This window comes from Belnapia moabensis DSM 16746 (assembly GCF_000745835.1).
In the GTDB taxonomy this organism is placed as follows: domain Bacteria; phylum Pseudomonadota; class Alphaproteobacteria; order Acetobacterales; family Acetobacteraceae; genus Belnapia; species Belnapia moabensis.
Map to the genome: position 1 here is coordinate 105,930 of NZ_JQKB01000007.1, position 24,657 is coordinate 130,586.

The window sequence follows — 24,657 nt, forward strand, 5'->3', positions numbered from 1 at the left end:
GAGTCCTCAGGCGGCGGCGCCGGATTGCAGCATGGCGTCGATCTCGGCGGGCGCGTAGCCGGCCTCCGCCAGGATCTCTCGCGTCTGGGCGCCGAGGCGGGGGGCGGGCCGCGTTTCCTCGCGCATGCCGCCGCGGAAGGTGACAGGGATGCGGGTGCGGCGGATGCGGCCCTCGGTCGGGTGCTCGTCGCCCTGCCAGAAGCCGACATCGCCGAGATGCGGGTCGTCCAGCAGATCGTCGATGGAGTTGTAGCGGGCGGCGGGGACGTCGGCCTCGGCGAAGATCGCCAGCCACTCCGCCGTCGTCTTCTGCGCCAGCGCCTCGACCTGGAGGGTGAAGTAGTCGGCGGCGTTCTGCGTGCGGGTGATGGGCGTGGCGAAGCGCGGGTCGGTCCTCAACTCGGGGCGGCCGATGGCGTCGAAGAAGGCGAAGGCCTGGCGGTTGTCGTTCGGGCGGATGGTGATGAAGCCATCCCGCGTCGGCAGGGGGCGGTAATCGGGCGAGAGCAGGCGGGCATCGCCGCTCGGACCCTCGGGCGGGTCGAAGGTGGCGGCGCCGAGATGCTCGCTGGCGACGAAGCTCGCCATGGTCTCGAACATCGGCACCTCAATCGCCTCCCCCTGCCCCGTCTTCTCCCGGCGGTAGAGGGCGAAGCCGATGCTCTGCGCGGCGACGAGGCCGGTGATGTGGTCGGTCATCACCATGGGGACGAAGCGCGGCTCGCCGATGGCGCGCTCGAAGGTGCCGGCGACACCGGAAAGGGACTGAATGATCGGGTCATAAGCCGGGCGGTTGGCGTAGCGCCCGTCGGTGCCGAAGGCGACGATGCCGCAGTGGATGAGGCGCGGGTTCGAGGGCGCGAGCGAGGCATGGTCGAGCCCGGCGCGGGCGAGCGCCGCCGGGCGGACGTTGGAGACGAAGACATCGGCGCCGGCGATCAGGCGCTTCAGCGCAGCGAGGCCTTCGGGCTGCTTGATGTCGAGGACGATGCTGCGCTTGTTGCGGTTGAAATTGATGAACTTGCCCGACATGGCGGGCGAGCGGCTGCCGGCGGCGAGGTAGCGCAGGATGTCGCCGCCCGGCGCCTCCACCTTGATGACCTCGGCGCCCTGGTCGCCGAGGGTGCGGGTGCAGATCGGCCCGACGACGACGGTGGTAAGGTCGATGACCCTGATGCCTTCGAGCGGCCCGCCGCTCACGCCGCGAACTCGCAATCCAGCTGGCCGCAGAGATTGCCATTGCGGTCCTGCACCCAGGTCGCCGTCTTTCCTGCTTCGGGTACGCGGCCGCAGAGGGTGATGGTGTCGCCGACATAGATCGGTCGCGTCAATCGTGCGGTGAAGCCGGTGAGGCGGCCCTTGGTGTGCGCCACGGCGGCGTCGAGGAGGAGCTGCATGGTCAGCCCGCCATTCTGCACGGTGGCGGGGTAGCCCTCCTCGCCCCGGGCATAGTCGGCGTCGTAGTGGATGCGGTGGGCGTTCCAGGTCAGCGCCGAGTAGCGGAAGACCAGCGGCGGGGAGAGGTGCCGCTCGACGCTCCAGGCGGCGTCCGCCGGCGCGGGGCTGGGCGGGGCGACGGGGCTCGCCTCGCCAGGCTTCGGCGCCTCGCGGTAGACAGCGTCGAATTCCTCTTCCGCCACCACCTGGCCGGCGACGCGGTAGGTGTGGCGCATCGTGAGCACGGTGATGAAGCCAGTGCGCGCCTGCTTCGGCAGGATGGCGGCGACCTCGGCGGTGCGCTCCACCATCTCGCCGATGCGCATGGTGCCGGGGATGGTCACGCGGCGGCCGGCGCCCATGCGGCGGGGCAGCGGGATGGGCGGCAGGACCACGCCGGGGTTGGGGTGGCCGTCCGGGCCGATATCGGACTGGCGCGGAGCCTCGTTGCCGAAGAAGACGAACCAGTGGGGCGGCAGCGCATCGCCCTGGCGGAAGCCGGCTGGATCCATGTCGAGCATGGCGGCGATGCGGCGGACCTGGCCGAGGGAGATGTCCTCCTCGACGACGCGGCTGCGGCCGACCCAGGCTTGCAGGTCGCCGCTCATCGGCCGCTCCATTCGGCGAGCAGCGCCTCCATGATGCGGTCCACATCCTCCATGGAGTTGTAGCCATGGAAGCTGAAGCGGATGCGGCCGCGGCCGTTCCAGGCCCAGACTCCGCGCTGCACCAGCGCCTCCGTCAGCGGGCCGGCGCCGGGGCAGGCGATGCAGACGCTGGCGCCGTGGCGGGCGGGGTCGCGCGGGGTCGTGCTCGGGATGCCGGCCGCCTCCAGCCGCGCGAGGAGCGCCGTCGTCAGCTGCTGGATATGGGCCTGGGCGGCGCCCTGCGGAAAGCCGGCGAGGTAGTCGAGCGCCTCGGCCAGGACATAGACGGCGCCATGGGCGGGGTTGCCGCGGGAGAAGCGCATGGCGTCTGGCAGCAATCGCAGGCCGGCGGCGTAGTCGGGGCGGCCCATGTCGTCGATGGAATGCCAGCCGGCGGTGCTTGGCGCCCAGCCGGGCTGGCGGTCGCGGTTCCAGTAGGCGATGGCGGTGCCGGTCATGCCGAGCAGCCATTTGTAGCTGGCGGCGAAGGCGAAATCGGCGAGGCGCAGGTCGATCGGCAGGTAGCCCGCGGCCTGGGTGTGGTCGACAATCAGCAAGGCGCCGACGGCATCCGCGGCGCGGCGCAGCGCCGCCAGGTCGTAGCGCTCGCCGGTGAGGTAGGAGACGTGGGAGACGGCGATCACCCGCGTCCGCTCCGTCACCGTGGCAGCGAGAGCGGCGGCATCGTTGGCGCGGGCGTAGCGGATGGCGATGTGCGGGTGGCGCTGCAGGGCGACGGGGGCGACGAGGGAAGGATATTCGTCGGGGTCCACCACGATGTTGTCGCCGGGCCGCCAGTCGAGGCTTTCGACCAGCATCGACATGCCCTCGGCAACATTGGCGACCAGGCCGATATCCTCGCGCGCGACGCCCCAGGCGGCGGCGACGAGGCTGCGGGCGCGCATCACCTCGGCATCCTGGGCGTGGCGGCCATGGGGGCCGCGGCTCTTGTCGGCGGCGTAGCGGGCTAGCGCCGCGTCATGGCGGTGGAGGAAGGCGGTCTCACCCCCGGCGCAGACATGGGTGATGCCGGGCGGGATGCGGAAGCCGCGCGGGTCGAAGAGCGGCGCGGCCTTCGCCGCGGGGCGCACGGCCTCCGCCAGGGTCGACATGGCTTGGTTCCTCCCGAGTTGCGCCGGATGATAGGCGGATGACGGGTTTCGGCAAGCCGGGGGCGGGGCAAACGCAAAAAGCCGGGCTTTCGCCCGGCTTCCTATCGCGGCAGGTAGCGGCGGATCAGGCCGCGGCGCCTGCCTTCTTCGCCTGGGCGCGGATGATGCGGCGCTTCAGCACCTGCGCCTCTTCCGGCAGGCGGCGGTTCGGCGTGCCGAGCAGGAAGGCGTCGAGGCCGCCATTGTGCTCGATGGTGCGGATGCCGTTGGTCGTCAGGCGCAGCTGGATGCTGGTGGCCAGCACGTCCGAGAAGAAGGACGTCTCCTGCAGGTTGGGCAGGAAGCGACGCCGCGTCTTGTTGTTGGCGTGGCTGACGTTGTTACCCGTCAGGACGCCCTTGCCGGTGATGCCGCAGCGGCGGGCCATGATGCAAATCCCAAGCGCAATGGCGCGCGGCACGGAGCCCACGCGCGGGTGGTGTTGAAGGTGGGGCGATATGCCCTGCGCCGGGGGTGGCGTCAAGGCCGAGCTTGCGCGAGGCTGGCGGAAACACCAGGGGAGAGACGCCGATGCGACTTGCCAACAAGATCGCCCTCGTCACGGGGGCCGCCTCCGGCATGGGGGCGGCGACGGCAAGGCTGATGGCCGCCGAGGGGGCGAAGGTGGCCGTCGCCGACATGCTGGAGGCGGAGGGCGGGGCCGTCGCCGCCGCGATCGGGGCGGCGGGCGGGGTGGCGCGCTTCCTCCGGCTCGACGTCGCGGAGGAGGCGGATTGGGAGGCGGCGGTCGCGGCCGTGACCGGGGAATGGGGCGGGCTCGACATCCTGGTCAACAATGCCGGCATCTCGGGCAGCGCGACCAACGACCTCTACGATACCGGCCTCTGGGACCGGATCATGGCCGTCAATGCGCGCGGCACCTTCCTCGGGGTGAAGCATGGCGTCGCGGCGATGCGGCGGCGGGGCGGCGGCTCCATCGTCAACCTCTCCTCCATCTCGGGGAATGTGGGACAGGAACGCATCCACTGCGCCTACAATGCCTCCAAGGCTGCGGTGCGGCTGCTGACCAAGTCGGTGGCGGTGCAGGAGGGCGCGGCGAAGATCCGGGTCAACACCGTCCATCCCGGGCTGATGCCGCCGATGCGGACCTCCGGGGCGACGGCCGACCCGGTGTTCCGGGCGAAGATGCTGGGGCATGTGCCGCTCGGGCGCTCGGGCGAGGTGGATGAGGTGGCGCGGGCCATCCTCTTCCTCGCCTCGGACGAGGCCTCCTACGTCACCGGGGCCGAGCTGCATGTCGATGGCGGGTATTTGGCCTGTTAGGGGGCGATGGATGGCGGTTTCGGAGAAGGGCTTCCTGCTGGTTCGCGGCGCGCTGCTGGCGGATTCCTCCAGGCGGCGGGGCGAGCCGGCGGATGTGCTGATCGAGGATGGGGTGATCCGCGCCGTCGGCATGGGGCTCGCGGCGCCGGAGGGGACGCCGGTCTTCGAGGCTGCGGGGCTGCTGATGCATCCCGGCCTGGTCAACGCCCATACCCATGGTCATAGCGGCCTCTCCAAAGGGATGGGCGATAATTGGACGCTGGAGTTGCTGCTCGCCGCCTCGCCCTGGATCGGCGGCGGGCGGAGCATTGAGGACAAGAAGCTCACCACGCTGATCTGCGCCGCCGAGATGGTGGCGAAGGGCTGCACCGCGGCCTATGACCTCTACTACGAATTCCCCCTGCCCTCCCGTGACGGGCTGGATGCGGCGGCCTCGGCCTATGCCGAGGCGGGGATGCGCGCGGTGATCGCGCCGATGGTCGCCGACCGGACCCTCTACGAGGCGATCCCCGGGCTGATGGACGCGCTGCCGGAGGCGTTGCAGGGCCAGGTGGCGCGGCTGCGGGCGATGCCGGCCGAGCAGACGCTTGGCGCCATCGGCGAGGTGCTGAAGCATTGGCGCTGGTCAGGGCAGGACATCCGCGCTGGCGTCGCGCCGACCATCCCGCTGCATTGCGCCGACGAATTCCTCTGCGGCTGCGCGCGGCTGGCACGCGAGCATGGCGTCGGCCTGCACAGCCATGTCGGCGAGAGCAAGGTTCAGGCGGTAGTGGGCAGGCAGAGATACGGGAAGACGCTGGTTGCGCATCTCGATGCGCTCGGGCTGCTGGGGCCGGACTTCACCGCGGCGCATGGCGTCTGGATGGATGATGACGACCTGCGGCGGATGGCCGACCGCGGCGCCTCCATCGCGCACAATCCGGGCAGCAACATGCGGCTCGGCAACGGCATGTTCCCGCTGCGCCGGGCGCTCGATGCCGGCTGCAATGTCGGCATCGGCACCGACGGGGCGAGCAGCGCCGACAACCAGAACATGTACGAGGCGATGCGCTATGCCTCGATGCTGTCGAAGGTGCAGACGCCCGATCCGCGATTCTGGGCGACGAGCGACGAGGTGTACCGGGCGGCGACCATCGGCTCGGCGCGGGCGCTCGGCTTCCGCGACATCGGGCTGATCGCGCCGGGCTACAAGGCAGATATCGTCTTCCTCGACCTCGGCAGCATCAACTGGGTGCCGCATCACTGGTCGACCAACCAGATCGTCCATAGCGAGGATGGCGGCGGGGTGCGGCATGTGATGACGGGCGGGCGCCTCATCTTCCGCGACGGGCGGCATGTCGGGATCGACTTGGCGAAGCTGGCGCGTGAGGCGGAGGCGGCGCGGGAGCGGCTCGAGGCGCTGAATGCCGAATGGCATGAGCTGTACCTCAGGCTGGAGCCGGTGGTGGCGAGCTTCTGCCCGGCCATCGCGGCGCAGCCCTATCACGCAAGGCGCTATCTCTGCGACGCGCCGGGCTGATATCCTTCTTCCGCCAGAACGGGAGGGGTGAGGAGATGGACACGCAAGCCGTCGCGGCGGAGTTCGCCGCGCTCTGCAAGGCCGGCCGGTTCGAGGAGGCAGGCGAGCGCTTCTGGGCGGAGGAGGTGGTCAGCATCGAGCCGATGCAGGGCGAGATGGCGGTGCTTCGAGGCAAGGCCGCCGTGAGGGGCAAGGGTGATTGGTGGTATGCCAACCATGAGATCCACAGCGCAGAAACCCACGGGCCCTATGTGAACGGCGACCAGTTCGCGCTGCGCTTCCATATCGACGTCACGCAGAAGGCCTCCGGCCAGCGGATGCAGATGGAGGAGGTCGGCCTCTACACCGTGCGGGACGGCAAGGTGGTCGAGGAGCGCTTCCTCATCCGCATGGGGTGAGGCGCTGGCACGGTATTGGCATGGGGAGACGGAACCTTGCCTTGGATGAGCCTCATGCCCCTACCCCGCCGTGCCCTGCTTGCCCTGCCCGCCCTTGTCGGCAGCAGGGCGGCCCTTGCGCAACCCACCTGGCCGGAGCGACCGATCCGCTGGGTGGTGAATTTCCCGCCCGGCGGGGCGGCGGATACGCTCTCGCGCATCCTCGCCGAGCAGATCGGCAGCGGGCTCGGCCAGCCTATCGTCGTCGAGAACCGGCCGGGCGCGGGTGGCATGGTGGGGACGGAGATCCTCGCCAGGGCGCGGGGCGATGCGCACCTGGTGATGATGTCGAGCGCCGCTTCGCATGGGATCGGGCCCGCGCTCTACCCGGCCGTGCCGTACGACCCGGTCGCGGATTTCACCCATGTCGCGCTGGTCGGCACCTTCCCGAGCGTGCTCGTGGTCAATCCCGGCGTGCCGGCGCAGAGCCTGGCTGAGTTCCTGGCGCTGGCGCGAGGGCGGCCGGGCGGGCTCGCCTTCGGCACCGGCGGCAATGGCACGATGAACCACCTCACCGGCGTGTTGCTGGCCCGTGCCGCGGGGGTGGAGCTGACGCATGTGCCCTATCGCGGCTCGGCCCCTGCCCTGGCAGATGCGATGGGCGGGCAGATCCCGGCGGTAATGGAAAGCCTGCCGATCGCCCTGCCGCATCTCCGCGCCGGGCGGCTGCGGGCGCTCGGCACCAGCGAGGCGGCACGCGATGCGGCGCTGCCGGAGGTGCCAAGCTTCGCCGAGGCCGGGTTCCCGGCGGTGCAGAGCACCAACTGGTTCGGCTTCTCCACGGCGGCCGGGGTGCCCGCCACGGTCATCACGCGCTGGCAGGCGGCGATCGAGGCAGCGCTGGCGGACGGGCGCGTGCGGGAGCGCTTCGCCGGCATCGGGGTGGTCCCCGGGCGGATGGGGCCGGCGGAGTACACCGCGCTCGTCAGCGGCGAGCTGGCGCGGTGGCGGCGGGTTATCGAGGAGGCCGGGGTGAAGCCGGACTGACCCGCCGCCCTCCGCTCAGAAAATGAAGTCGCTGGCCTGCAGGGTGTGGTGGCCGGCAAGCTCGATCTCAAAGGTGGTGGGCTGTGGGGCGAAGACGAAGGGCACGTGGAACTGCACGACCGTGTGGTCGCCCTCGGTCACGGCGCGGACCTGCAACGCGCTCCCTCCGGTAAAGTCCCCGCCGCCGAGGAAGACCGGCGCCTGCGTTCCGTCGGTCCAATTGGCATAGGCTTGCAGGTCGATCCTGTCCTGGCCGGGGTGGAAGTCGAGGATCACGTCGCGCGTCGCGGCGTCGGTTCCGGTATCGGAGGCGAAGACGCCGGGGGCCGAGCGGAAGGCGAAATGGAAGACGTCAGCGCCCCAACCGCCCGTCATCTCGTCGCGCCCGAGATTGCCGATCAGCGCGTCGCTCCCGCTGCCGCCGAACAGCGTATCACTGCCGCCCTCGCCGTCGATCCGGTCCTGCCCGGCGCCGCCATAGAGCAGGTCGCCGAAGTCACGCGCCGCGGTGATGGAGCCGCCTGCGCCGCTGGAGGCGAAGACGCCGGCGCCGTCGATGCTGTCATCGCCGTCGCCACCATATACGGTGTCGGATTGATAGCCGGCGAAGATGGTGTCGTTCCCGAGCCCAGCGAAGATCAGGTTGTCGCCCGGGCCGGCCAGGGGGTCGCCGAAGCCGCCTTCGGGCCCGTTGCCGTAGATCAGGTCGTCGCCGCTGTCGGCGAAGATGGTGTCGTTACCGGCGAGCCCATCCACTGTTTCTGCGTGGAACGAGCCGAAGAGCTGGTCGTCGCCCAGGGTTCCGGTAATGGTTGCGGATTGCGGCCTGGTACTTCCTCCAAGGTGGACAGTCGGCCGGGCGATTACTGTATCTTTACTGAAGCCTGTCCTAGGAAGATTTAAGCATTCCAATGCATATTTGCCGAATCACAGTCGCCCCATCGATATTTCCGAATTAATCATTTTGCTGATGCTTGCCGAATCGATCCGGCTGCGGGCCGCCCTGGAGGACGACTATCGGCCGGGTGCGCGGTTCCCTAAGCTGGCGCGAGAGATGCCGCACAGAGCATCCCACGTCCAGGAAACGGAATCGCATCGATGAACAGGCTCGACGGCAAGGTTGCGTTGGTTTCGGGCGCGGCGCGCGGTATCGGCGGCGAGGCCGCCCGGCTGATGGCGAAGGCGGGCGCGGCAGTGATCGTCGCCGACATCCTCGATGAGGCCGGGCGGGCGACCGTCGAGGACATCCGCGCGGAGGGCGGCCAGGCGGAGTACATCCGCCTCGATGTGACGCGCGAGGAGGATTGGCGGGCCGCCATCGGCCTCGCCACCACGCAGTTCGGCAAGCTCGACATCTTGGTGAACAATGCCGGCGTCTTCATCGGAAAGTCGATCGAGGATGTCACACTCGCGGAATGGGACAGGCTCGTCGCCGTCAACATGACCGGCGTCTTCCTCGGCACCCGGCTCGCCGTGCCGGCGCTGCGGGAGGCGGCGACGTCTTCCGAGCATGGCAGCGCCATCGTCAACCTCGCCTCCATCGCCGGCATCGTCGGCTCGCAGCTCGACCCACTCTATTCGATGACGAAGGGCGGGGTGACGCTCTTCACCAAGTCGGCTGCGCTGGAATTCGGGCGCAAGGGCTACCGGATCCGGGTGAACTCCATCCATCCCGGCGTGATCGAGACGGATATGGGCGAGCAGACCTTCGTCGCCCGCGCTCAGCGGACCGGCAGCAACGACACGGCCCCGGCGCGGAAGACCGCCATGGATTCGGTGCCGTGGGGCCGCCTGGGCGTGGCCATGGACATCGCCAAGGGCATCGTGTTCCTCGCCTCCGACGATGCCGGCTACATGAACGGTGCCGGCCTCGTGGTCGATGGCGGCGTGACCGCGGCCTGAACCTTCCGCTCGAACCGAGATTCCAAGGAGCATCGACCCTATGCCCGACATGATGCCCGCTCCGGCCGCCCGGGGCTTCGACGCGCTCATCATCGGCGCCGGCTTCTCCGGCCTGTACCAGCTGCTCTGCCTCAGGGACCGGCTGGGGCTCGACGTCCAGGTGCTGGAGGCGGGCGATGGCGTGGGCGGCACCTGGTACTGGAACCGCTATCCGGGCGCGCGCTGCGACTCCGAAAGCCATTCCTACAACTACACTTTTTCGAAGGAGCTGTTCGAGGAATGGGAATGGTCCGAGCGCTATCCGGAACAGCCGGAGATCATGCGCTACCTGAACCATGTCGCCGACCGCTTCGACCTGAAGCGCAGCATCCGCTTCGGCACTCGCGTCGTGGGCGCGCGCCGTGACGAGGCGGCCAATCGCTGGACGGTGACGACCGAGGCGGGCGAGACGCTGACGGCGCAGTTCCTCATCACCGCCGTGGGCTGCCTTTCGACGGCGAACGTGCCGGCGATCCCCGGGCTCGGCGATTTCGCGGGACGCTGGTACCACACCGGGCAATGGCCGCATGAGGGCGTGGACTTCCACGGCAAGCGCGTCGGCCTCGTCGGCACCGGCTCCACCGGCATCCAGGCGACGCCGGTCATCGCCGAGGCTGCGGCGCATCTCACTGTGTTCCAGCGCACGCCGAATTACAGCGTGCCGGCGCACAACGCGCCGCTGACGCCGGAATTCAAGCAGTGGGTGAAGGGCAACCACGCCGAGCTGCGGCGCATCATGCAGAGCACGCCCAACGGCCACCCCTTCATCATCGAGGATCGTTCGGTCTGGGACGTGAGCGCCGAGCAGCGCCAGGCCATCTACGAGGCGGCCTGGGCGAAGGGCGGCCTGCAATTCCGCGCCGCCTTCCGCGACCTGCTGATCGACAAGGAGGCGAACGACACCGCGGCGGCCTTCCTGAAGGACAAGATCCGCGAGATCGTGCACGATCCGGCGACGGCGGAAGTGCTGGCCGACATCGACCATCCCTATGCGGCGAAGCGTCCGCCGATCGACAGCCACTACTTCGCAACCTTCAATCGCCCCAATGTCGCGCTGGTCGACCTGCGGCGGGCGCCGATCGAGCGCATTACGCCCACCGGCATCCGCACCGCGGCGGCGGAACATCCGCTCGACATCATCGTCTTCGCCACCGGCTTCGACGCCATGACCGGCCCCTTGCTGCGGATGAACATCGAGGGCCGGGACGGCCGGAGCCTGGCCCAGGCCTGGGAGGCCGGGCCGCGCAACTATCTCGGCCTGCAGGTGGCGGGCTTCCCAAACCTCTTCACCATCACCGGACCCGGCAGCCCGTCCGTGCTGTGCAACATGCCGGTCGCCATCGAGCAGCATGTCGAATGGATCACGGATTGCATCGCCCGGATGCGCGCCGAGGGCCTGGCGCGGATCGAGCCGACGGAGGCCGCGATGGATGGCTGGGTCGCGCAGGTCAACGAGGCGGCGCAGGCGACCTTGCTGCCGCAGGCGCATCATTCCTGGTACCTCGGCGCCAATGTGCCGGGCAAGCCGCGCGTCTTCATGCCCTATGCCGGCGGCATGGCGCGTTACCGGGCTATCTGCGACGAGGTCGCCACGGCGGGCTACCCCGGCTTCGTCCGCAGCGCCTGACCCTCAGCCCCTCGCGCGCGTCGGCCGTGGGATGGCGGCGTCGCCCTGGAACTGCAGGGCGCCGCTCAGGAAGGCGGTCATCCGCTCGATCTCGGTCTTCAACTCGAGCGCGGCCTCCTCGCCCGCGCCGCGGCGCAGGGCGGCGAGGATCGCGCCGTGCCGGTGCGCCGCTTCGGGCGGGCTCCCCATGACGATCCAGCGGGCGCCCCAGAACAGGGGGCCGCGCCGCAGCCAGAGCGCCTCGATCATGCCGAGGAGCATCGGCGCGCCGGCCCGCCGGTAGAGGCCGAAGAGAAATTCACGGTCCTTCTGCAGGCAGAGCTCGGGACGGCCGGCGGCGCGGGCGGCATCCTGCTCGGCGACTACGGCTGCCAGCGCGTCTAGCGTCCCCGCCTCCACCCGGCTGGCGGCCAGGCGGATCGCCAGCGGCTCCAGCTCGGCGCGGATGGCGCTGACCTCCTGGAAGGCCGCGCGGGTCAGCCGGGGGACCAGGACGGTGCCCGAGGGCAGGGCGTCGAGCGCCTGCTCGGTGGCGAGGCGGCGCAGCGCGGTGCGGGCCGGCATCGGACTGGTGCCGAGCGCCTCGGCGATGCGGCGGATCGACAGCTTCTCGCCCGGGGCGAAGACCCCTTCCACGAGCGCCTGGCGCAGCCGGCGATAGGCCTGCTCCTCGAGGGGCAGGTTCTCGGCGTCGGTATCGGGAATGGAAAGAGTGATTGTCATGGGCCAGGCTTTGTGATCACATTTTTACGGCGGATGATATGTCGAAATGGGGCTTCGGCCCCGGGGACATCGTCCATCCAGCCCATACCGGAGTGCCCGCCCATGCCCAACCGGTCGCCATCCGCCCGCCCTGCCCATGGAGCCATGCCATGAGCGCCGCCCTCGATGCCCGGCGGAACAGCCTCGACCTGCCGGGGGCGGTCGAGGCGGCGCGCGCCGCCTATGCGGCGAAGCGGCCGCTCAGCGCGGCGCTGCACGAGCAGGCGCTCGAGGTGCTGGGCGGCGGCAATACCCGCAGCGTCATCGCCTACTCCCCCTTCCCGACATCGATGACGCGGGGCGAGGATTGCCGGCTCTGGGACCTCGACGGCCATGAGTATCTCGATCTCTGCGGCGAATACACCGCCGGGTTGTTCGGCCATTCCGAGCCGCGCATCCACGCGGTGCTGCATGAGGTGCTGCGGCGGGGGATCAATTTCGCCTCGGTCGGGCCGGGTGAGGAGCGGCTGGCGCGGCTGCTCTGCGGGCGCTTCCCCTCGCTGGAGCGGGTGCGTTTCACCAATAGCGGCACAGAGGCGAACCTGATGGCGCTGACGGCGGCGCGGGCCTTCACCGGGCGGCCGAAGGTCATGGCCTTCCGCGGCGGCTACCATGGCGGCGTGCTGACCTTCCCCTTCGCCGGCAGCAGCCCGGCGGCGTTGCCGCTGCCCTTCGTGATGGCCGACTACAACGACGCCGAGGGCGCCGCCGCCGCTGCGCGGGAGCATGGGGCGGAGCTGGCGGCGATCATCGTCGAGCCGATGCTGGGCTCCGGCGGCTGCATCCCGGCGGAGCCCGCCTTCCTCGCCGCGCTGCGGGCGGTGGCGGACGAGACCGGCGCGCTGCTGATCTTCGACGAGGTGATGACCAGCCGCCACGCGGCGGGCGGGATGCAGGCGCGGCTCGGCATCACGCCCGACATGACGACGCTCGGCAAGTACATCGCCGGCGGCATGTCCTTCGGCGCCTTCGGCGGGCGGGCCGACATCATGGCGCAGTTCGGCGGCAAGCTGGCCCATGCCGGCACCTTCAACAACAACGTGCTGTCGATGAATGCCGGCGTCGTCGCCATGGGCGAGATCTTCACCGACGAGGCGGCGGAGGCGCTGTACCGGCGCGGCGAGGCGCTGCGGGCGCGGCTGAACGGGCTGGCGGAGGCGGCCGGGGTGCCGCTCACCTTCACCGGCATCGGCTCCATGCTGACGGTGCATTTCCGCCGGCCAATGCCAGGGCGGCCCTATGCCTCGACCCCGGGCGAGGAGCAGCTGCGCGAGCTGTTCTTCTTCGACATGCTGGAGGCCGGCGTCTACCTGGCGCGGCGCGGCATGGTGGCGCTGAGCCTGCCGGTGGGTGAGGCGGAGTTGGATCGCTTCGCCGTCGCCGTCGCCGGCTTCATCGAGCATCGCGCGGAGCAGCTTCGCGCCGGCGGGGTGGCCGGCTGATGCGCGCCTCGGTCCTTGCGCTGCTCGCGGCGGGGCTGCTCGGCCTCGCCGCGCCGGCACAGGCCGGTCCGACCCTGGACGCCGTGCGGCAGAACGGTGCCGTGCGCTGCGGCGTGCCCTCCGGCGTCGCCGGCATGGCGCGGCCCGACTCGCAGGGCCGCTGGGTCGGGCTGCATGCCGATATCTGCCGGGCGATCGCCGCGGCGGCGCTCGGCGATGCGGAGAAGGTGCGCTTCGTCCCGCTCACGGCGCAGAGCCGCTTCACCGCCGTGCAGAGCGGCGAGGTGGATGTGCTGGTCTACCTCACCGCGCTGACGCTCTCGCGGGATGCGACGCTCGGCCTCAGCATCGTGGCGCCGCCCTATTTCTATACCGGCCAGGGCTTCCTGGTGCGCCGCAGCCTCAACATCACCCGCGCGGTGGAACTGGATGGCGCGACGGTCTGTGCCACGCAGGGAAGCGTCGTCGAGCGGAACCTGAACGACTTCGCCCAGCGCTCCAACATCCGGCTGACGACCATCGCCTTCGACACCCAGCCGAATGTCATCGCCGCCTTCTTCGCCGGGCGGTGCGACGCCATCAGCAACGACATGATCAGCCTCAGCGCCAACCGCCTCGCGGCGCCCGACCCGAACGCGGTGATGCTGCTGCCGGAGCTGATCGCCAAGGAGCCGCACGGCGCCATGGTGCGCAACGGCGATGGCGAGTGGGCGCTGCTGGTGCGCTGGACCATCTCCGCCCTGATCCAGGCGGAGGAATTCGGCCTAACGCGCGAGACCGTCGTTGCAGCCCGCGCCAGCACCACCGACCCGCAGGTCCGCCGCTTCCTCGGGCTCAACGAGAATGTCGGCGCCGGGCTCGGGCTGCGCGACGACTGGGCCTTTCAGGTCGTCCGCCAGGTGGGCGACTACGGCTCGCTCTATGAGCGGCATGTTGGCGCGCAGGGGCTCGGGCTGGAGCGGGGGCTGAACCGCCTCTGGAACCAGGGCGGCATGATGATGAGCTGGCTCTGGTGAATGGCCGCGGCGGGCGGGGCTTGATCGATTGCCCCGACGCCGCTTCCCTGCCGGCCTAACAGCAATGCGGAGGACGTCATGCGCCACAATTGGTGGAACCGGGTAGGCCGCTGCCTCGGCCTGCTTGTCCCGCTGATGACCATGGCGGCCGGCGCCGTGGCCGAGGATACCTACCCCGCGCGTCCCATCCAGCTCATCGTTCCCTATCCGCCGGGCGGCAATACGGATCTGATGGCGCGCGCGCTCCAGCAATCCTTGTCTGCGGCGCTGCGTCAGACTGTCGTGGTGGTGAACCGCGGCGGCGCTTCCGGCACGATCGGCGATGCCGAGCTCGCCCGCGCTCGGCCAGACGGATACACGATCGGCCTGTCGCCGAACGCTCCGCTGACGACGCAACCCCATTTGGTGCCGCTCAGCTACTCGCTCGACAGCTTCCGCTTCCTTTGCCTCGTCTATGACAATCCGCAGGTGCTCGTGCTGGGCCGCAACGCGCCGTTCCGCGACATCGCCGGCATGGTCGCCTTCGGCCGCACGAAGCCGGAAGCTCTGGTCTATGGCTCGCCCGGGCAGGGCAGCACCCAGCACATCCTCATCGCGCGCCTGCTGCGCCTTGCGGGGGTCGAGGCGCTCCATGCTCCCTTCACCGGCGCGGGGCCGATGGCGCAGGCGGCGCTCGGCGGGCAGATCATGGCCTTTGTCGAAAGCCCCTCGATCCCCGCCTCCACCGGCCTGCCGGTCGGCGGAGTCTTCAGCGCGGAGCGGCTCGCGTCCCTGCCGGAGGTGCCGACCGTGACGGAGGCCGGCTATCCGATCGTCGGCAGCTCCGCCGGCGGCCTCGTCGCCCCGGCCGGGCTGCCGGATACGATCGCCCATGTCCTCCAGCGCGCCTGCGGCGAGGCAGTGGCGAGCGACAGCTTCCGGACCGCGGCCGGCCGCCTCAACTCTCTGCCCAGCTATGCCGGCGGCGACGAATTCCGCGCGCGCTTCAAGGCGGAAAGCGACGGCAACCGCCAGGTCCTGCAGGATCTCGGGATGGCGCGCGACTGACCTCGGCGATTAACGCCCTGAGTGTGTTCACTCAGGGCGTGTGCAGGCTAGTTCCGAATCAGCGGGCAACCGCCTTCCGCGAGCGGGCGGAAGGCTTGCTCGGCCGGCACGGTCTCGATCAGCTTGAGAACGTCGGCGGGGCCGCGGCTTTCTTCCGGCGTCTTCACCTGGAACAGGTGGACCGGTACGATCATCTGCCCGTCCTCGCGGATCATGCCGCGGCCGAAGGCGTCGTCGTCGGTCGGCATCTGCTTCATCCGGGCGACGGTCTGCTGGCCCGACCGCTTGGCCTCGGCCACGCCCATCTCCTTCACCGTCTTGAGGTAGTGGACGGTCGCCGCATAGGCGCCGGCATGCAGCGAGTTCGGCAGGATGGTCGGCCGCTCGAGGCGCGGCTTGAGCCGGTTGTAGAAGGCGCGGGTCCGGTCGTTCAGGTCCCAGTAGAAGCTCTCGGTCATGATGAGGCCCTGGGCGAGCGGCAGGCCCATGCCGGCGACATCGGTGATGAAGGCGCCGAGGCCGGCGACCTTGGTGCCGCGCCGCGTCAGGCCGAATTCCTGCGTCTGCTTCATGCAGTTGATCAGGTCCGCCCCGGAATGCGCGAGCGCGATGACCTTGGCCCGGCTCGACTGCGCCTGCAGCAGGAAGGAGGCGAAGTCGGTGGTGCCCGGGAAGGGGTGCCGCACGCTGCCGACGACCTTGCCGCCCGCGGCGCGGACGAATTGCGAGGCATCCTCCTGCAGGGCATGGCCGAAGGCATAGTCGGCGGTGACGAAGAACCAGCTGTCGCCGCCTGCCTTCGTCAGGGCCGTGGCGGTGGCATGACCCATTGCCCAGGTGTCGAGCGGGCCATGCATGAGGTTGGGCGAGCACTGCGCGCCGGTGAGGACGGAGGACAGGGCGCCGGTGTTCAGGTGCACCTTGTCCTTCTCGCGGGCGACGGTGTTGGCCGCCAGCGCCACCGCGGTATTGCCGACCTGGACAAGGGCATCGACCCCGGCCCGGTCGATCCACTCGCGCACGATGGCGCTGGCGATGTCGGGCCGGTTCTGGTGGTCGGCACGGATGATCTCGACGCGGATGCCCGGGTTCTGCTCGGTGAATTCCGCCACCGCCTGCTGCACGCAGGCTGTCCCGGTCGGCCCTTCGACGTCGCGATAGGGACCGGACATGTCGGTCAGCGCGCCGAGGCGGATGAGGTTGTCCGCCGGCTGCGCCCTCACGAGCCCGGGCGCGGACAGGACGGCGAGCGGAGAGGCGCCGAGTAGGGCGCGCCGGCTGATGGTCATGAATCCTCCCGTGGTGGCTTTGGCGCTTCGGGGCCGGGATAGGCTGGCCGCGTCGCTGTTTCGGCTTCTGGAGTGCTGTACACGACGGAGCCGCCGGGCGTAACCGCCTGGCGGCGCAGCCCGTGCGTCGGGCTGGGCAAATCGCGGGCGGGCGATCACGAAGGCATCAGCCAAGGGCCATGTCCATCCCGGATGGCCTCCGCCGGGCCAAGGGCCGTAGGATACCTGCAACGGGCCCGCCCTGGCTGGCGCGGCACCGCGGGGAAACCGACATCATGCAGCGCTCCGAACACCGCATCCTCACCACGCATACCGGCAGCCTGCCGCGGCCGCCCGGCCTGACGCAGCTCTATGCGCGCCGGGCCCGCGGCGAGGCGGTGGACGCGGCGGCGATCGATGCGGCGGGGCGGGAGGCGCTGGGGCGCATCATCCCGGCCCAGATCGAGGCCGGGCTCGACGTCATCAACAATGGCGAGCAGCAGCGGGACAGCTTCGCGCTCTATCTCCGCCATCGGCTGACCGGCATCGGCGGCGAGAGCATCCGCACCACCTTCGCCGACATCGACGCCTATCCCGAGTTCAAGGAGGAGTTCACGCGGCAGGCCGGCACCAAGGAGGCGGTGAGCAACACCGCGCTGCTGCCCGCCGCCATCGGCCCCGTCGTCTATGCCGATACCAGCGTGATCGAGGCCGAGTGCGACGATTTCGCGGCCGCGCTCGCGGCTGCGCCGGGTCGGTATGCGGAGGCCTTCCTGACCGCGCCATCGCCGGGAATCATCGCCTCGATCGTCCAGAACCGGCACTACGACACCGAGGAGGCCTATCTGGCGGCGCTGGCCGAGGCGCTGGCGGTCGAGTACCGCGCCGTCGTGGCGCGCGGCTGGGTGCTGCAGCTCGACTGTCCCGACCTGGCCCTGGAGCGGCACTGCTCCTACCGCGACCGGCCGCTGGCGGATTTCCTCGGCTTCGTCGAGCGGGTGATGACGGCGATCAACCAGGCGCTGGCGGGCATCCCGCGCGACCGGGTGCGGCTGCATGTCTGCTGGGGCAACTACGAGGCGCCGCACGACCGGGACGTGCCGCTCGAGGACATCCTGCCGATCCTGCTGCGTGCCGATGTCGGCGCCCTGGTGCTGCCCTTCGCCAATCCGCGGCATGCGCACGAGGTCCGCTGCCTGGAGCGCATGCCGCTGGCGGCGGACCAGCTGATGGTCGCGGGCGTGATCGACACGCTGACCAATTTCGTCGAGCACCCGGAGGTCGTGGCCGAGCGGATCGAGCGCGTGGCGCGGGCGGTGGGCGACCCGCGCCGGGTGCTGGCCGGCACCGATTGCGGCTTCGACACCTCGGCCGGCCGCGGCCGCGTGGCGCCCGACGTAGTCTGGGCGAAGCTCCGCAGCATGGCCGAGGGCGCGCGCCTTGCCTCGTCGCGCCTTTTCACCGCAGCCGGCTGAGGAGGCGGCGCATGTGCTGGATCTGCGAGGTGCGGCGCGAATTCGCCGGTCTGCCGGCGGAGCCGGTGCCGCCGGCGGGGGAGGCCGCCTCCCCTCCCCCCGCCGCCCAGGTCAGCCCTTCGCCAGCCCCACATCCCGAAGCGCCTGGCCCATCGCCGCGTCAGACCGATCCATGAAGGCGGCGAAGCCCGCGGCATCGGCGAAGCTCGTTCCGAAGCCGCGGGTCGCCATGAAGGCCTGGAACTCCTCCGAGCGATAGACGCGGTCGAGCGCGGCGCCGAGGACCTGCCGGACCTCCACCGGGAGGCCTGGCGGGCCGGCGATGCCGCGCCACAGCCCCGCCGCGTAGTCGACGCCGAGCGCCTCCTTCAGCGTCGGCACTTCCGGGAAGGCCGGGTTGCGCGCGACGGCCATGACCGCGAGCGGGCGGGCGCGCCGGGCATCGACCATGCCCTTGGCTTCCGGCAGCGAGCAGGCCGCAAGGTCGACGCCGCCGGCCGCGAGTTCCTGCATCCCCAGCGCGGCGCCCTCGACCGGGACCCAGAGGATGTGCTCGGCGCCGAGGCCCATGGCGCGCAGCCAGCCGACGAAGGCCAAGTGCCAGCTGCCGCCGCGGCCGGAGCCGGAGCCCTTGAATCGCCGTGGCGGCGCCGCGCGCAAGGCATCGGCCAGGGCACGGATATCCGCATAGGGCGAGGCGGCGTTGACCATCACCGCCGCCGGATCCTGGTTCAGCAGCGCGATCGGCGTGTAGCTGCGCGGCGTGATTTCGGTCAGGCCGACCCAATGCATCATGGCGATCTCGAGCGTCAGCATGCCGATGGTATGGCCATCGGGCACCGCGCTGGCGATGGCGGCATGGCCGACGACGCCCTGGCCGCCGGTGCGGTTCACCACGACGATCGGCTGGCCGAGATCGCGCTCGAGCAGGGTGGCGATGATGCGCGCGACGGCATCCGTGCCGCCGCCGGCCGCCCAAGGCACCAGGAGCTGAATGGGCCGGGAGGGATAGCGCCCCTGGGCACCGGCCCCCAGCGAACGCAGGGCCAGGGCCAGAGCGGGCGCCGCGAGCAGGCTGCGGCGACGGGTCCGGACCCGGCCGGCCTTCGCTTCCATGACAGTCACGGGCCCGCTTGGCCCGCCATCGCGCAGCGGCATCCGTTCATCCTCCCAGATCGCCTGTCGGGTCATCGCGGCGCAGGCCCGGATGCCCCGGCGGATTCGTTGTTGCCGCGGGAAAGTGGGCGCCGCGCCGCGAGAGGTGTCAAAGAAAAATGCGCAGCCGGATCGGCCGGTGCTTTGGCAAGGCCAGGGCAACCGGGGCCGCCCGTTCGGGAAGGCCTACCCGTAAGGAACCTCCCCCATGGCTGAGCATGAGCTGCCGCGTCGCGGCCTCGTCCTCGCGGCTGCCGCGCTCGGGACCGGCGGCGCTGGCTATCCGCCGCCCTCCCCCATCGACAGCGGCCATGTCGAGGGTGGCCGGGTGCAATTTCCCGACTGGCGGGGGCCGGCCGACCCGCCGGGCGGTGGTGCCCCGCAGCCACGGCCGCCGGGGGAGCGCATCGGCTTCGCCGTCATCGGCCTCGGCCGCATCGCGCTGGAGGAGGTGCTGCCCGCCTTCGCCGAGTGCAAGGAGGCGCGGCCGGTGGCGCTGGTCAGCGGCAGCCCGGAGAAGGCGCGGGTGGTTGCGGCACAACACGGCATCCCCGAGGGTGCCGTGCATGGCTATGGCGAGCTCGAGCGGCTGCGGGAGAACCCGGCTGTGCAGGCGGTCTACATCGCGCTGCCGAATGCCATGCACCGCGAATACACCGAGCGGGCGGCAGCCATAGGCAAGCATGTGCTGTGCGAGAAGCCGTTGGCCACCAGCCTCGCCGATTGCCAGGCGATGACCGCGGCATGCGCGCGGGCCGGCGTCCGGCTGATGATCGCCTACCGTGCGCAATACCAGCCGCATCACCGGGCGACGATCGCCCTCATCCGGAGCAGGGAGCTGGGGCGGCTGCGCCTCATCGAGGCGGCCAATACCCAGGTCAACGGGCCCGGGCCGCAATGGCGCTATGACGGGCGGATGGCGGGCGGCGGCGCACTGCCGGATATCGGCCTCTATTGCCTCAACGCGACTCGCTACCTGACCGGGGAGGAACCGGTGCAGGCCTTCGCCTCCATCTACAGCCCGCCGGGCGATACGCGCTTCGCCGAGGTGGAGGAGAGCATCGCCTTCCAGCTCCGCTTCCCCTCGGGTTTGATCGCTAATTGTCTCAGCAGCTACGGCACCTACGAGAACCGCAGCCTCAGGCTGCATTTCGAGCGGGGCAGCATCGAGATGGCGCATGCCTTCGCCTATGAGGGGCAGCGTCTCACCGTGCAGCGGCGGGTCGGCGAGATCGGGGCCGAGGAGGAGCGGATCGTCAAGCCGAAGAACCAGTTCGCCCAGGAGATCGACCACTTCGCCGCCTGCGTGCGGGAGGGACGGCAGCCGCATACGCCGGGCGAGGAGGGCGTGCAGGACCAGGCGCTGATGGAAGCGCTCTACCGCTCGGCGAAGGAAGGACGACCGGTGCGGCTGGAGCCGCCGCCAGGGCCGACGCGCGGGCCCGATCCGGCCTGAGGAGAAGGGTATGGAGGGGGTTGGATTCGAACCAACGTAGGCGAAGCCAGCGGATTTACAGTCCGCCCCCTTTAGCCACTCGGGCACCCCTCCAGGGAGCCGGGGGGATATCCGGCTTCACCCCGCCCTGTCAATGCGCCGAGCCCCCTGGCGTCGCCAGGAATTCGCCGAGCCAGGGCGCCCGCCAGCCCTCCATGTGCCAGGAGAGAGATTCGACGCCGTCGAGCGCCGGGTCGGGCGTGTCGAGCCGCACCTCGCCCGCCTCGGCCAGGCCGCGGCGGAAGGCGGAGCGGCCGCCCGCCTCGAGCCGAAGCGCGCTGGCCGGGCCGTGCAGGCGGGCGAGGCCCTCGGCCGGCTGGAAGGCGCCGGCGACCGTCACCCCGGCCGGCAGATAGCGGGCAAGGAGGAAGTGATCGCCCTCCCCGGCGCCGGCCAGGCGCAAGCCGAGGAAGGTGGTGCGCGGGCGAAGGCCCAGCGGCGGCGGCGCGTCGGGCGGCCCCTCCGCCGGGCCGGCCTGGGCGATGGTGAGGAATTCGCCCTCCGCCCCCCAGCGGCAGAGGATCAGCCATTCGGCCTGTGCCGGACCGAGGCGATGCGGCGCGTCATAGGGTCCGGTGCTGAGCCGGCCCCGCAGCGCCATCACGAAGCCTTCCGGCACCATCATCCGCGGCGTCGCATGTCTCACGCGCTGTCTCCCCTTCGGACGATCTCGAGCATCTGCGTCTCGCGGTGGCCGCCCTGGACCACTTGGCAGCGGGCGGTCTCGGCCGGCGGGATGCCATGGGCCAGGCGCATCACCCCCGGCGCATCGCGGAGGAAGCGCACCCAGTCGCAGCAGGCCTCCAGGTAGCCGGCATCGGCCATGTCGCGGTCGGCATTCAGCACCACCAGCCTTCCGCCGGGCCGCAGCAGCGCGAAGCAGGCGGCGGTGACGGTATGGGCCAGCCGGTCGGTGAGGTCGTCGTAGAGCGTCGTCGCATAGATCAGGTCGAAGCCGCTGCGCGGCAGGGTGCCGTCAAAGGTCGCCTTCGGGCTGCGGTGCAGCGTCTCGATGCCGCGCGCGGTGTGCTCCATCTGCACCATGGCGAGGGAGGCGGCGTCCTGGTCGAGGGCGACGAAGCGGCCGATCCGCCCGGCCTGCACCGCCTTCGACAGCTCCGCCTCGCGCAAATGGCCGCAGCCGAGGGCGAGGACATGCGGGTTGCGCCGCTCCTCCGCCACCATGTCGATGCGGCCGGCGATCACCGCCAGCCGGGCGCGGGCGGCGACGGCGGCAGGGGCGGCGAAGTCGCGGCGGAACAGGGTGAGGCCGAGGGCGCTGGCCTGCTCGTTCTCCAGCGCCGCCTCGCCGCGATAGAGCATGTCGAGCATCGGCGCGTCGCCGGCATAGCCGCGCGGCTTGCGGTAGCCGCGACGGGCGAAGGGATTCTCGTGCAGGAGCGCCAGCAGCGGGTGGGCGCGGAGCGCGGCGACGCTGCGCTGCCAGGCGGCGGGGGCGGCGGTGTTGCGTAGCCAGCGCAACCCATCGGCCAGGGCGTCCAGTACCGGCGCCGCAGGCTCCGCCCCACGCAGCCGGACCAGCGCCTCATCCAGCAGATGGCGGGAATCGGGCGGCGCGGAGGCCAGCGAGGCGGGCGCGGCCGGGCGGAAGGCCTGGGCCAGCGGAGCGCCCTTGGCGGCGGCCTGCATCGGCATATGGGTCATGGTCGCCTCACTGCTTTTGGGGCCACCTAGCAGCGGGGGTGGCCATCGCATGACCGGACCATGGCAGGGCCTGCGTGACCTCAGCGTGATTGCGGATGCCGCTTCGCCCTGGCCCCCGAAATCACGCTAGGCTCACGCAGGCGCACGCAGCATGCCCGTGACGATAGCCGAAGGGGGCGGGGATGACGGATCGCGGTTCTCAGGGGGCCTGCCCATTCGGCGGCGCGGCGGCGAGCGGCATCCTCGGCCCGCTGCCGGGCTTCCGGCACGTCTTCGGCCCACCCGCGGCGGCGGAGCGATTCCAGGTCGATGGCCAGGATCCTCGCACCTCGCCTGCCGCGCTCGCCACGCTGCGGCGGCGGCTGCGCGGCCTCGCAACGCTGATGGGGACTCGGCCGCCAGGCGCACCGGAGAACCCGAACCTGCCCTCGGGCTACACCTACCTCGCACAGTTCGCCGCGCATGACATGGTCTCGACCAGCATGGCCTTCTGGTCGGCCGGCGGGCCCGACCCGGGCGTCGCCAATGCCCTCGGCGCGCCGCTCCGGCTGCGGACGCTCTATGGCGGCGGGCCGGGCGCCTGCCCCTTCGCCTTCGCGCCCGACGATGCGCGCGACCAGAACCGCAGCCGCTTCCGCCTTTCGGCCTTTGCAGGGGCCGGGGGCGATGCCGCCTGCTTCCGCGACATCGCCCGCGCGGCGACGCCGGGAACGCTCGGCAACCGTGGCGGCTTCTCCGGCACCGGGCGGGGCGAGGCGCTGATCGCCGATTCGAGGAACGACCAGAGCCTGCTGCTCTCCCAGCTCAGCACGCTGTTCATGCTGCTGCACAACGTGCTGCTAGACATGCTGCCGAAGCCCGGGACGCAGGCGGCCCGCAGCTTGCGCGAGCGGACGGCGGCGCGATTCGCCGTGGCGCGGGAGGCGACGACCCTCGTCTTCCGCAACGTGCTGCGCCACGACCTGCTGCCGCGGCTGCTCGACCCCAAGGTTCGCGCGCTCTACGACAACCCGGCGCCCGAATGGCTGGAGCCGGAGCCGGGACCCGGCCTGCCGCTGGAATTCTCGCACGGCGCCTTCCGCTTCGGCCATGCGATGCTGCGCGACACCTACCGCATCGGCCGCTTCACCGACGCGACGCTCGCCGACCTGCTGCGGCAGAACTCGACGCGCGGGCCGAATGCGGTGCCGCTGACGCGCGACTGGCTGGTGCGCTGGTCGCAATTCTTCCAGCTGCCGGGCCGGCCCGCGCCGAACCTCTCCATAAAGCTCGGGCCGCGCTACACGCCGATGCTGATGGGCGACGGGTTCTTCGACCCGATCGAACCGGGCGACCCGGCTGGGGTTGCCTTCCGCGACCTTATGAGCGCCTCGCTCACCGGCATGCGCTCGGTCGGCAGTCTCTGGGCGCATGTGGCGGCGCTGCGGCCGGGGCTCGCCGCGCAGTCGCCGCTGCTGGCCGACCCGGCGGCACGGCAGGCGGCGCTCGCCGAATGGCTTGGGCGCGACAGTGCCGTCAGCCTGCTGACCGCCGAGGATGTCGCCGCGCTCGCCGCCGAGCCGCCCCTGCCCTTCTACATCCTGTTCGAGGCGGAGCATGAGGCGGAGGGCGAGCGGCTCGGAACGCTCGGCTCGCTGCTGGTCGCCGAGACCGTGTATGGCGCGCTGGCGCGGGAGCGGCTGGCCTCGGAGGGCGAAGACGGGCTCGGCTCGGCGCTCGACCGGCTCTGCGCCGCCTGGCTCGGCGACACCCGCTTCCCCGATCCGCCGCTCGTCGAGGATATGCCGGGGCTGGTGGGCTACCTCGCCCGCCGGCTCGGCCTCGAGGCGGCGGACCCCGCCTTCATCTGATCCCGCAAAGGAGACAAGCGATGGCCCTGAACCCGACCGAACCCGTCGACATGACCCCGATCAACTACGAGAACTGGGGCAAGCTCATCAAGAGCTGGGCCACCGGCGATGACTATGTGCGGAACGGCCACCAGTACCCGGTGCCGAAGACCCTCGATGAGGTGAAGCGGCAGCTCGCCGCGGCGAATACCGGCCTCACCCTGCCGGCGCGCATCCAGAAGCTGCAGGTGGTGGTGGGGCGGAGCGACACGCTGCTGCTGCGCCTGCCGCCGCCCGATCTGGTCAAGGCATCGGAGAAGCGGCTGGCGACGGAGGATTACGCGCTGCCGGCCTTCTACAACGAGCACTACGACGGTGCCTCGCCGACGCCGCTGCCGGACAAGGAGGCGCGGATGAAATTCCACGCGCAGCGCATCGGCGACTACTCGATCGCCAACTGCCAGTAAGGCCGG

General features: G+C 70.8%; 23 protein-coding genes and 1 tRNA gene. 13 read left to right on the top strand and 11 right to left on the bottom strand.

Annotated features, from left to right (window positions below):
- Positions 1–6 precede the first annotated feature (6 nt).
- The 4 genes from EP26_RS06585 to rpmB form a co-directional block, all read right to left on the bottom strand.
- Positions 7–1,200, bottom strand: coding sequence for a CaiB/BaiF CoA transferase family protein (locus tag EP26_RS06585; RefSeq protein ID WP_052388879.1), 1,194 nt, complete (start codon positions 1,198–1,200; stop codon positions 7–9).
- Positions 1,197–2,045 carry a hypothetical protein gene (locus tag EP26_RS06590; protein ID WP_245624306.1) on the bottom strand — a complete coding sequence of 283 codons (849 nt, stop codon included), beginning with the start codon at positions 2,043–2,045 and terminating at the stop codon, positions 1,197–1,199. The genes EP26_RS06585 and EP26_RS06590 overlap by 4 nt, the downstream gene beginning before the upstream one ends.
- On the bottom strand, positions 2,042–3,196 hold the full coding sequence (locus EP26_RS06595; RefSeq protein WP_043337200.1) for an aminotransferase class V-fold PLP-dependent enzyme: 1,155 nt from the start codon (positions 3,194–3,196) through the stop codon (positions 2,042–2,044). The genes EP26_RS06590 and EP26_RS06595 overlap by 4 nt, the downstream gene beginning before the upstream one ends.
- A 124-nt stretch (positions 3,197–3,320) precedes the next feature.
- Positions 3,321–3,623, bottom strand: coding sequence for a 50S ribosomal protein L28 (gene rpmB / locus EP26_RS06600; RefSeq protein WP_043337202.1), 303 nt, complete (start codon positions 3,621–3,623; stop codon positions 3,321–3,323).
- A gap of 143 nt (positions 3,624–3,766) precedes the next feature.
- Between rpmB and EP26_RS06605 the strand changes: the two genes are divergently transcribed.
- From EP26_RS06605 to EP26_RS06620, 4 genes are read left to right on the top strand one after another with little or no spacing between them, the layout of a single operon-like run.
- Positions 3,767–4,519 (top strand): SDR family NAD(P)-dependent oxidoreductase, encoded by a 753-nt coding sequence (locus EP26_RS06605; RefSeq protein WP_043337203.1) that lies wholly within the window; start codon positions 3,767–3,769, stop codon positions 4,517–4,519.
- Positions 4,520–4,529: 10 nt separating this feature from the next.
- Entirely contained in the window at positions 4,530–6,038 is a 1,509-nt protein-coding gene (locus EP26_RS06610; RefSeq protein WP_043337206.1) for an amidohydrolase family protein, read from the top strand.
- A 35-nt stretch (positions 6,039–6,073) separates the two neighbouring features.
- On the top strand, positions 6,074–6,436 hold the full coding sequence (locus EP26_RS06615; protein ID WP_043337209.1) for a nuclear transport factor 2 family protein: 363 nt from the start codon (positions 6,074–6,076) through the stop codon (positions 6,434–6,436).
- Between the two features lie 45 nt (positions 6,437–6,481).
- Entirely contained in the window at positions 6,482–7,462 is a 981-nt protein-coding gene (locus EP26_RS06620) for a Bug family tripartite tricarboxylate transporter substrate binding protein (RefSeq protein ID WP_043337212.1), read from the top strand.
- Between the two features lie 15 nt (positions 7,463–7,477).
- Here EP26_RS06620 and EP26_RS31745 read toward each other — a convergent pair whose 3' ends face one another.
- Positions 7,478–8,374 (bottom strand): calcium-binding protein, encoded by an 897-nt coding sequence (locus tag EP26_RS31745; protein ID WP_084112361.1) that lies wholly within the window; start codon positions 8,372–8,374, stop codon positions 7,478–7,480.
- Positions 8,375–8,560: 186 nt separating this feature from the next.
- Here EP26_RS31745 and EP26_RS06630 point away from each other — a divergent pair, with 186 nt between their 5' ends.
- Both EP26_RS06630 and EP26_RS06635 read left to right on the top strand, forming a co-directional pair.
- The gene (locus EP26_RS06630; protein WP_043337214.1) at positions 8,561–9,364 is read left to right on the top strand and encodes a glucose 1-dehydrogenase; all 804 of its coding nucleotides are present in this window, start codon (positions 8,561–8,563) and stop codon (positions 9,362–9,364) included.
- Positions 9,365–9,404: 40 nt separating this feature from the next.
- On the top strand, positions 9,405–11,030 hold the full coding sequence (locus tag EP26_RS06635; protein ID WP_157033424.1) for a flavin-containing monooxygenase: 1,626 nt from the start codon (positions 9,405–9,407) through the stop codon (positions 11,028–11,030).
- Positions 11,031–11,033: 3 nt separating this feature from the next.
- Here EP26_RS06635 and EP26_RS06640 read toward each other — a convergent pair whose 3' ends face one another.
- Positions 11,034–11,753, bottom strand: a complete 720-nt coding sequence (locus EP26_RS06640; protein ID WP_052388881.1) for a GntR family transcriptional regulator — start codon at positions 11,751–11,753, stop codon at positions 11,034–11,036.
- Positions 11,754–11,902: 149 nt separating this feature from the next.
- On the opposite strand from EP26_RS06640, the gene EP26_RS06645 reads away from it, so the two are divergent.
- From EP26_RS06645 to EP26_RS06655, 3 genes are all read left to right on the top strand, one after another.
- Positions 11,903–13,234, top strand: coding sequence for an aspartate aminotransferase family protein (locus EP26_RS06645; RefSeq protein WP_043337363.1), 1,332 nt, complete (start codon positions 11,903–11,905; stop codon positions 13,232–13,234).
- Complete coding sequence (locus EP26_RS06650; protein WP_043337217.1) at positions 13,234–14,250, top strand: amino acid ABC transporter substrate-binding protein; 1,017 nt, start codon at positions 13,234–13,236, stop codon at positions 14,248–14,250. Before EP26_RS06645 ends, EP26_RS06650 begins: the two co-directional genes overlap by 1 nt.
- Positions 14,251–14,328: 78 nt before the next feature.
- Positions 14,329–15,297: a Bug family tripartite tricarboxylate transporter substrate binding protein gene (locus EP26_RS06655; RefSeq protein WP_052388882.1), complete on the top strand. Its 969-nt coding sequence runs from the start codon at positions 14,329–14,331 to the stop codon at positions 15,295–15,297.
- 47 nt (positions 15,298–15,344) lie between these two features.
- Here EP26_RS06655 and EP26_RS06660 read toward each other — a convergent pair whose 3' ends face one another.
- Positions 15,345–16,586 (bottom strand): ABC transporter substrate-binding protein, encoded by a 1,242-nt coding sequence (locus EP26_RS06660; RefSeq protein WP_043337219.1) that lies wholly within the window; start codon positions 16,584–16,586, stop codon positions 15,345–15,347.
- A 275-nt stretch (positions 16,587–16,861) separates the two neighbouring features.
- Here EP26_RS06660 and EP26_RS06665 point away from each other — a divergent pair, with 275 nt between their 5' ends.
- On the top strand, positions 16,862–18,040 hold the full coding sequence (locus EP26_RS06665) for a uroporphyrinogen decarboxylase/cobalamine-independent methonine synthase family protein (RefSeq protein WP_043337220.1): 1,179 nt from the start codon (positions 16,862–16,864) through the stop codon (positions 18,038–18,040).
- Between the two features lie 111 nt (positions 18,041–18,151).
- Here EP26_RS06665 and EP26_RS06670 read toward each other — a convergent pair whose 3' ends face one another.
- Complete coding sequence (locus EP26_RS06670; RefSeq protein ID WP_245624307.1) at positions 18,152–19,198, bottom strand: tripartite tricarboxylate transporter substrate binding protein; 1,047 nt, start codon at positions 19,196–19,198, stop codon at positions 18,152–18,154.
- Between the two features lie 205 nt (positions 19,199–19,403).
- On the opposite strand from EP26_RS06670, the gene EP26_RS06675 reads away from it, so the two are divergent.
- On the top strand, positions 19,404–20,651 hold the full coding sequence (locus EP26_RS06675; protein ID WP_043337221.1) for a Gfo/Idh/MocA family protein: 1,248 nt from the start codon (positions 19,404–19,406) through the stop codon (positions 20,649–20,651).
- Between the two features lie 11 nt (positions 20,652–20,662).
- On the opposite strand, the gene EP26_RS06680 is transcribed toward EP26_RS06675, so the two are convergent.
- The 3 genes from EP26_RS06680 to EP26_RS06690 form a co-directional block, all read right to left on the bottom strand.
- Positions 20,663–20,744: transfer RNA gene (locus EP26_RS06680), tRNA-Tyr, on the bottom strand.
- 37 nt (positions 20,745–20,781) lie between these two features.
- Positions 20,782–21,336, bottom strand: a complete 555-nt coding sequence (locus EP26_RS06685; protein WP_157033425.1) for a hypothetical protein — start codon at positions 21,334–21,336, stop codon at positions 20,782–20,784.
- Entirely contained in the window at positions 21,333–22,355 is a 1,023-nt protein-coding gene (locus EP26_RS06690) for a methyltransferase domain-containing protein (RefSeq protein WP_052388883.1), read from the bottom strand. Before EP26_RS06690 ends, EP26_RS06685 begins: the two co-directional genes overlap by 4 nt.
- Before the next feature lie 182 nt (positions 22,356–22,537).
- Between EP26_RS06690 and EP26_RS06695 the strand changes: the two genes are divergently transcribed.
- Together EP26_RS06695 and EP26_RS06700 are read left to right on the top strand one after the other, a co-directional pair.
- Positions 22,538–24,205, top strand: a complete 1,668-nt coding sequence (locus EP26_RS06695) for a peroxidase family protein (RefSeq protein WP_043337226.1) — start codon at positions 22,538–22,540, stop codon at positions 24,203–24,205.
- A 20-nt stretch (positions 24,206–24,225) separates the two neighbouring features.
- The gene (locus tag EP26_RS06700) at positions 24,226–24,651 is read left to right on the top strand and encodes a hypothetical protein (RefSeq protein WP_043337228.1); all 426 of its coding nucleotides are present in this window, start codon (positions 24,226–24,228) and stop codon (positions 24,649–24,651) included.
- The last annotated feature ends 6 nt before the right edge of the window (positions 24,652–24,657 follow it).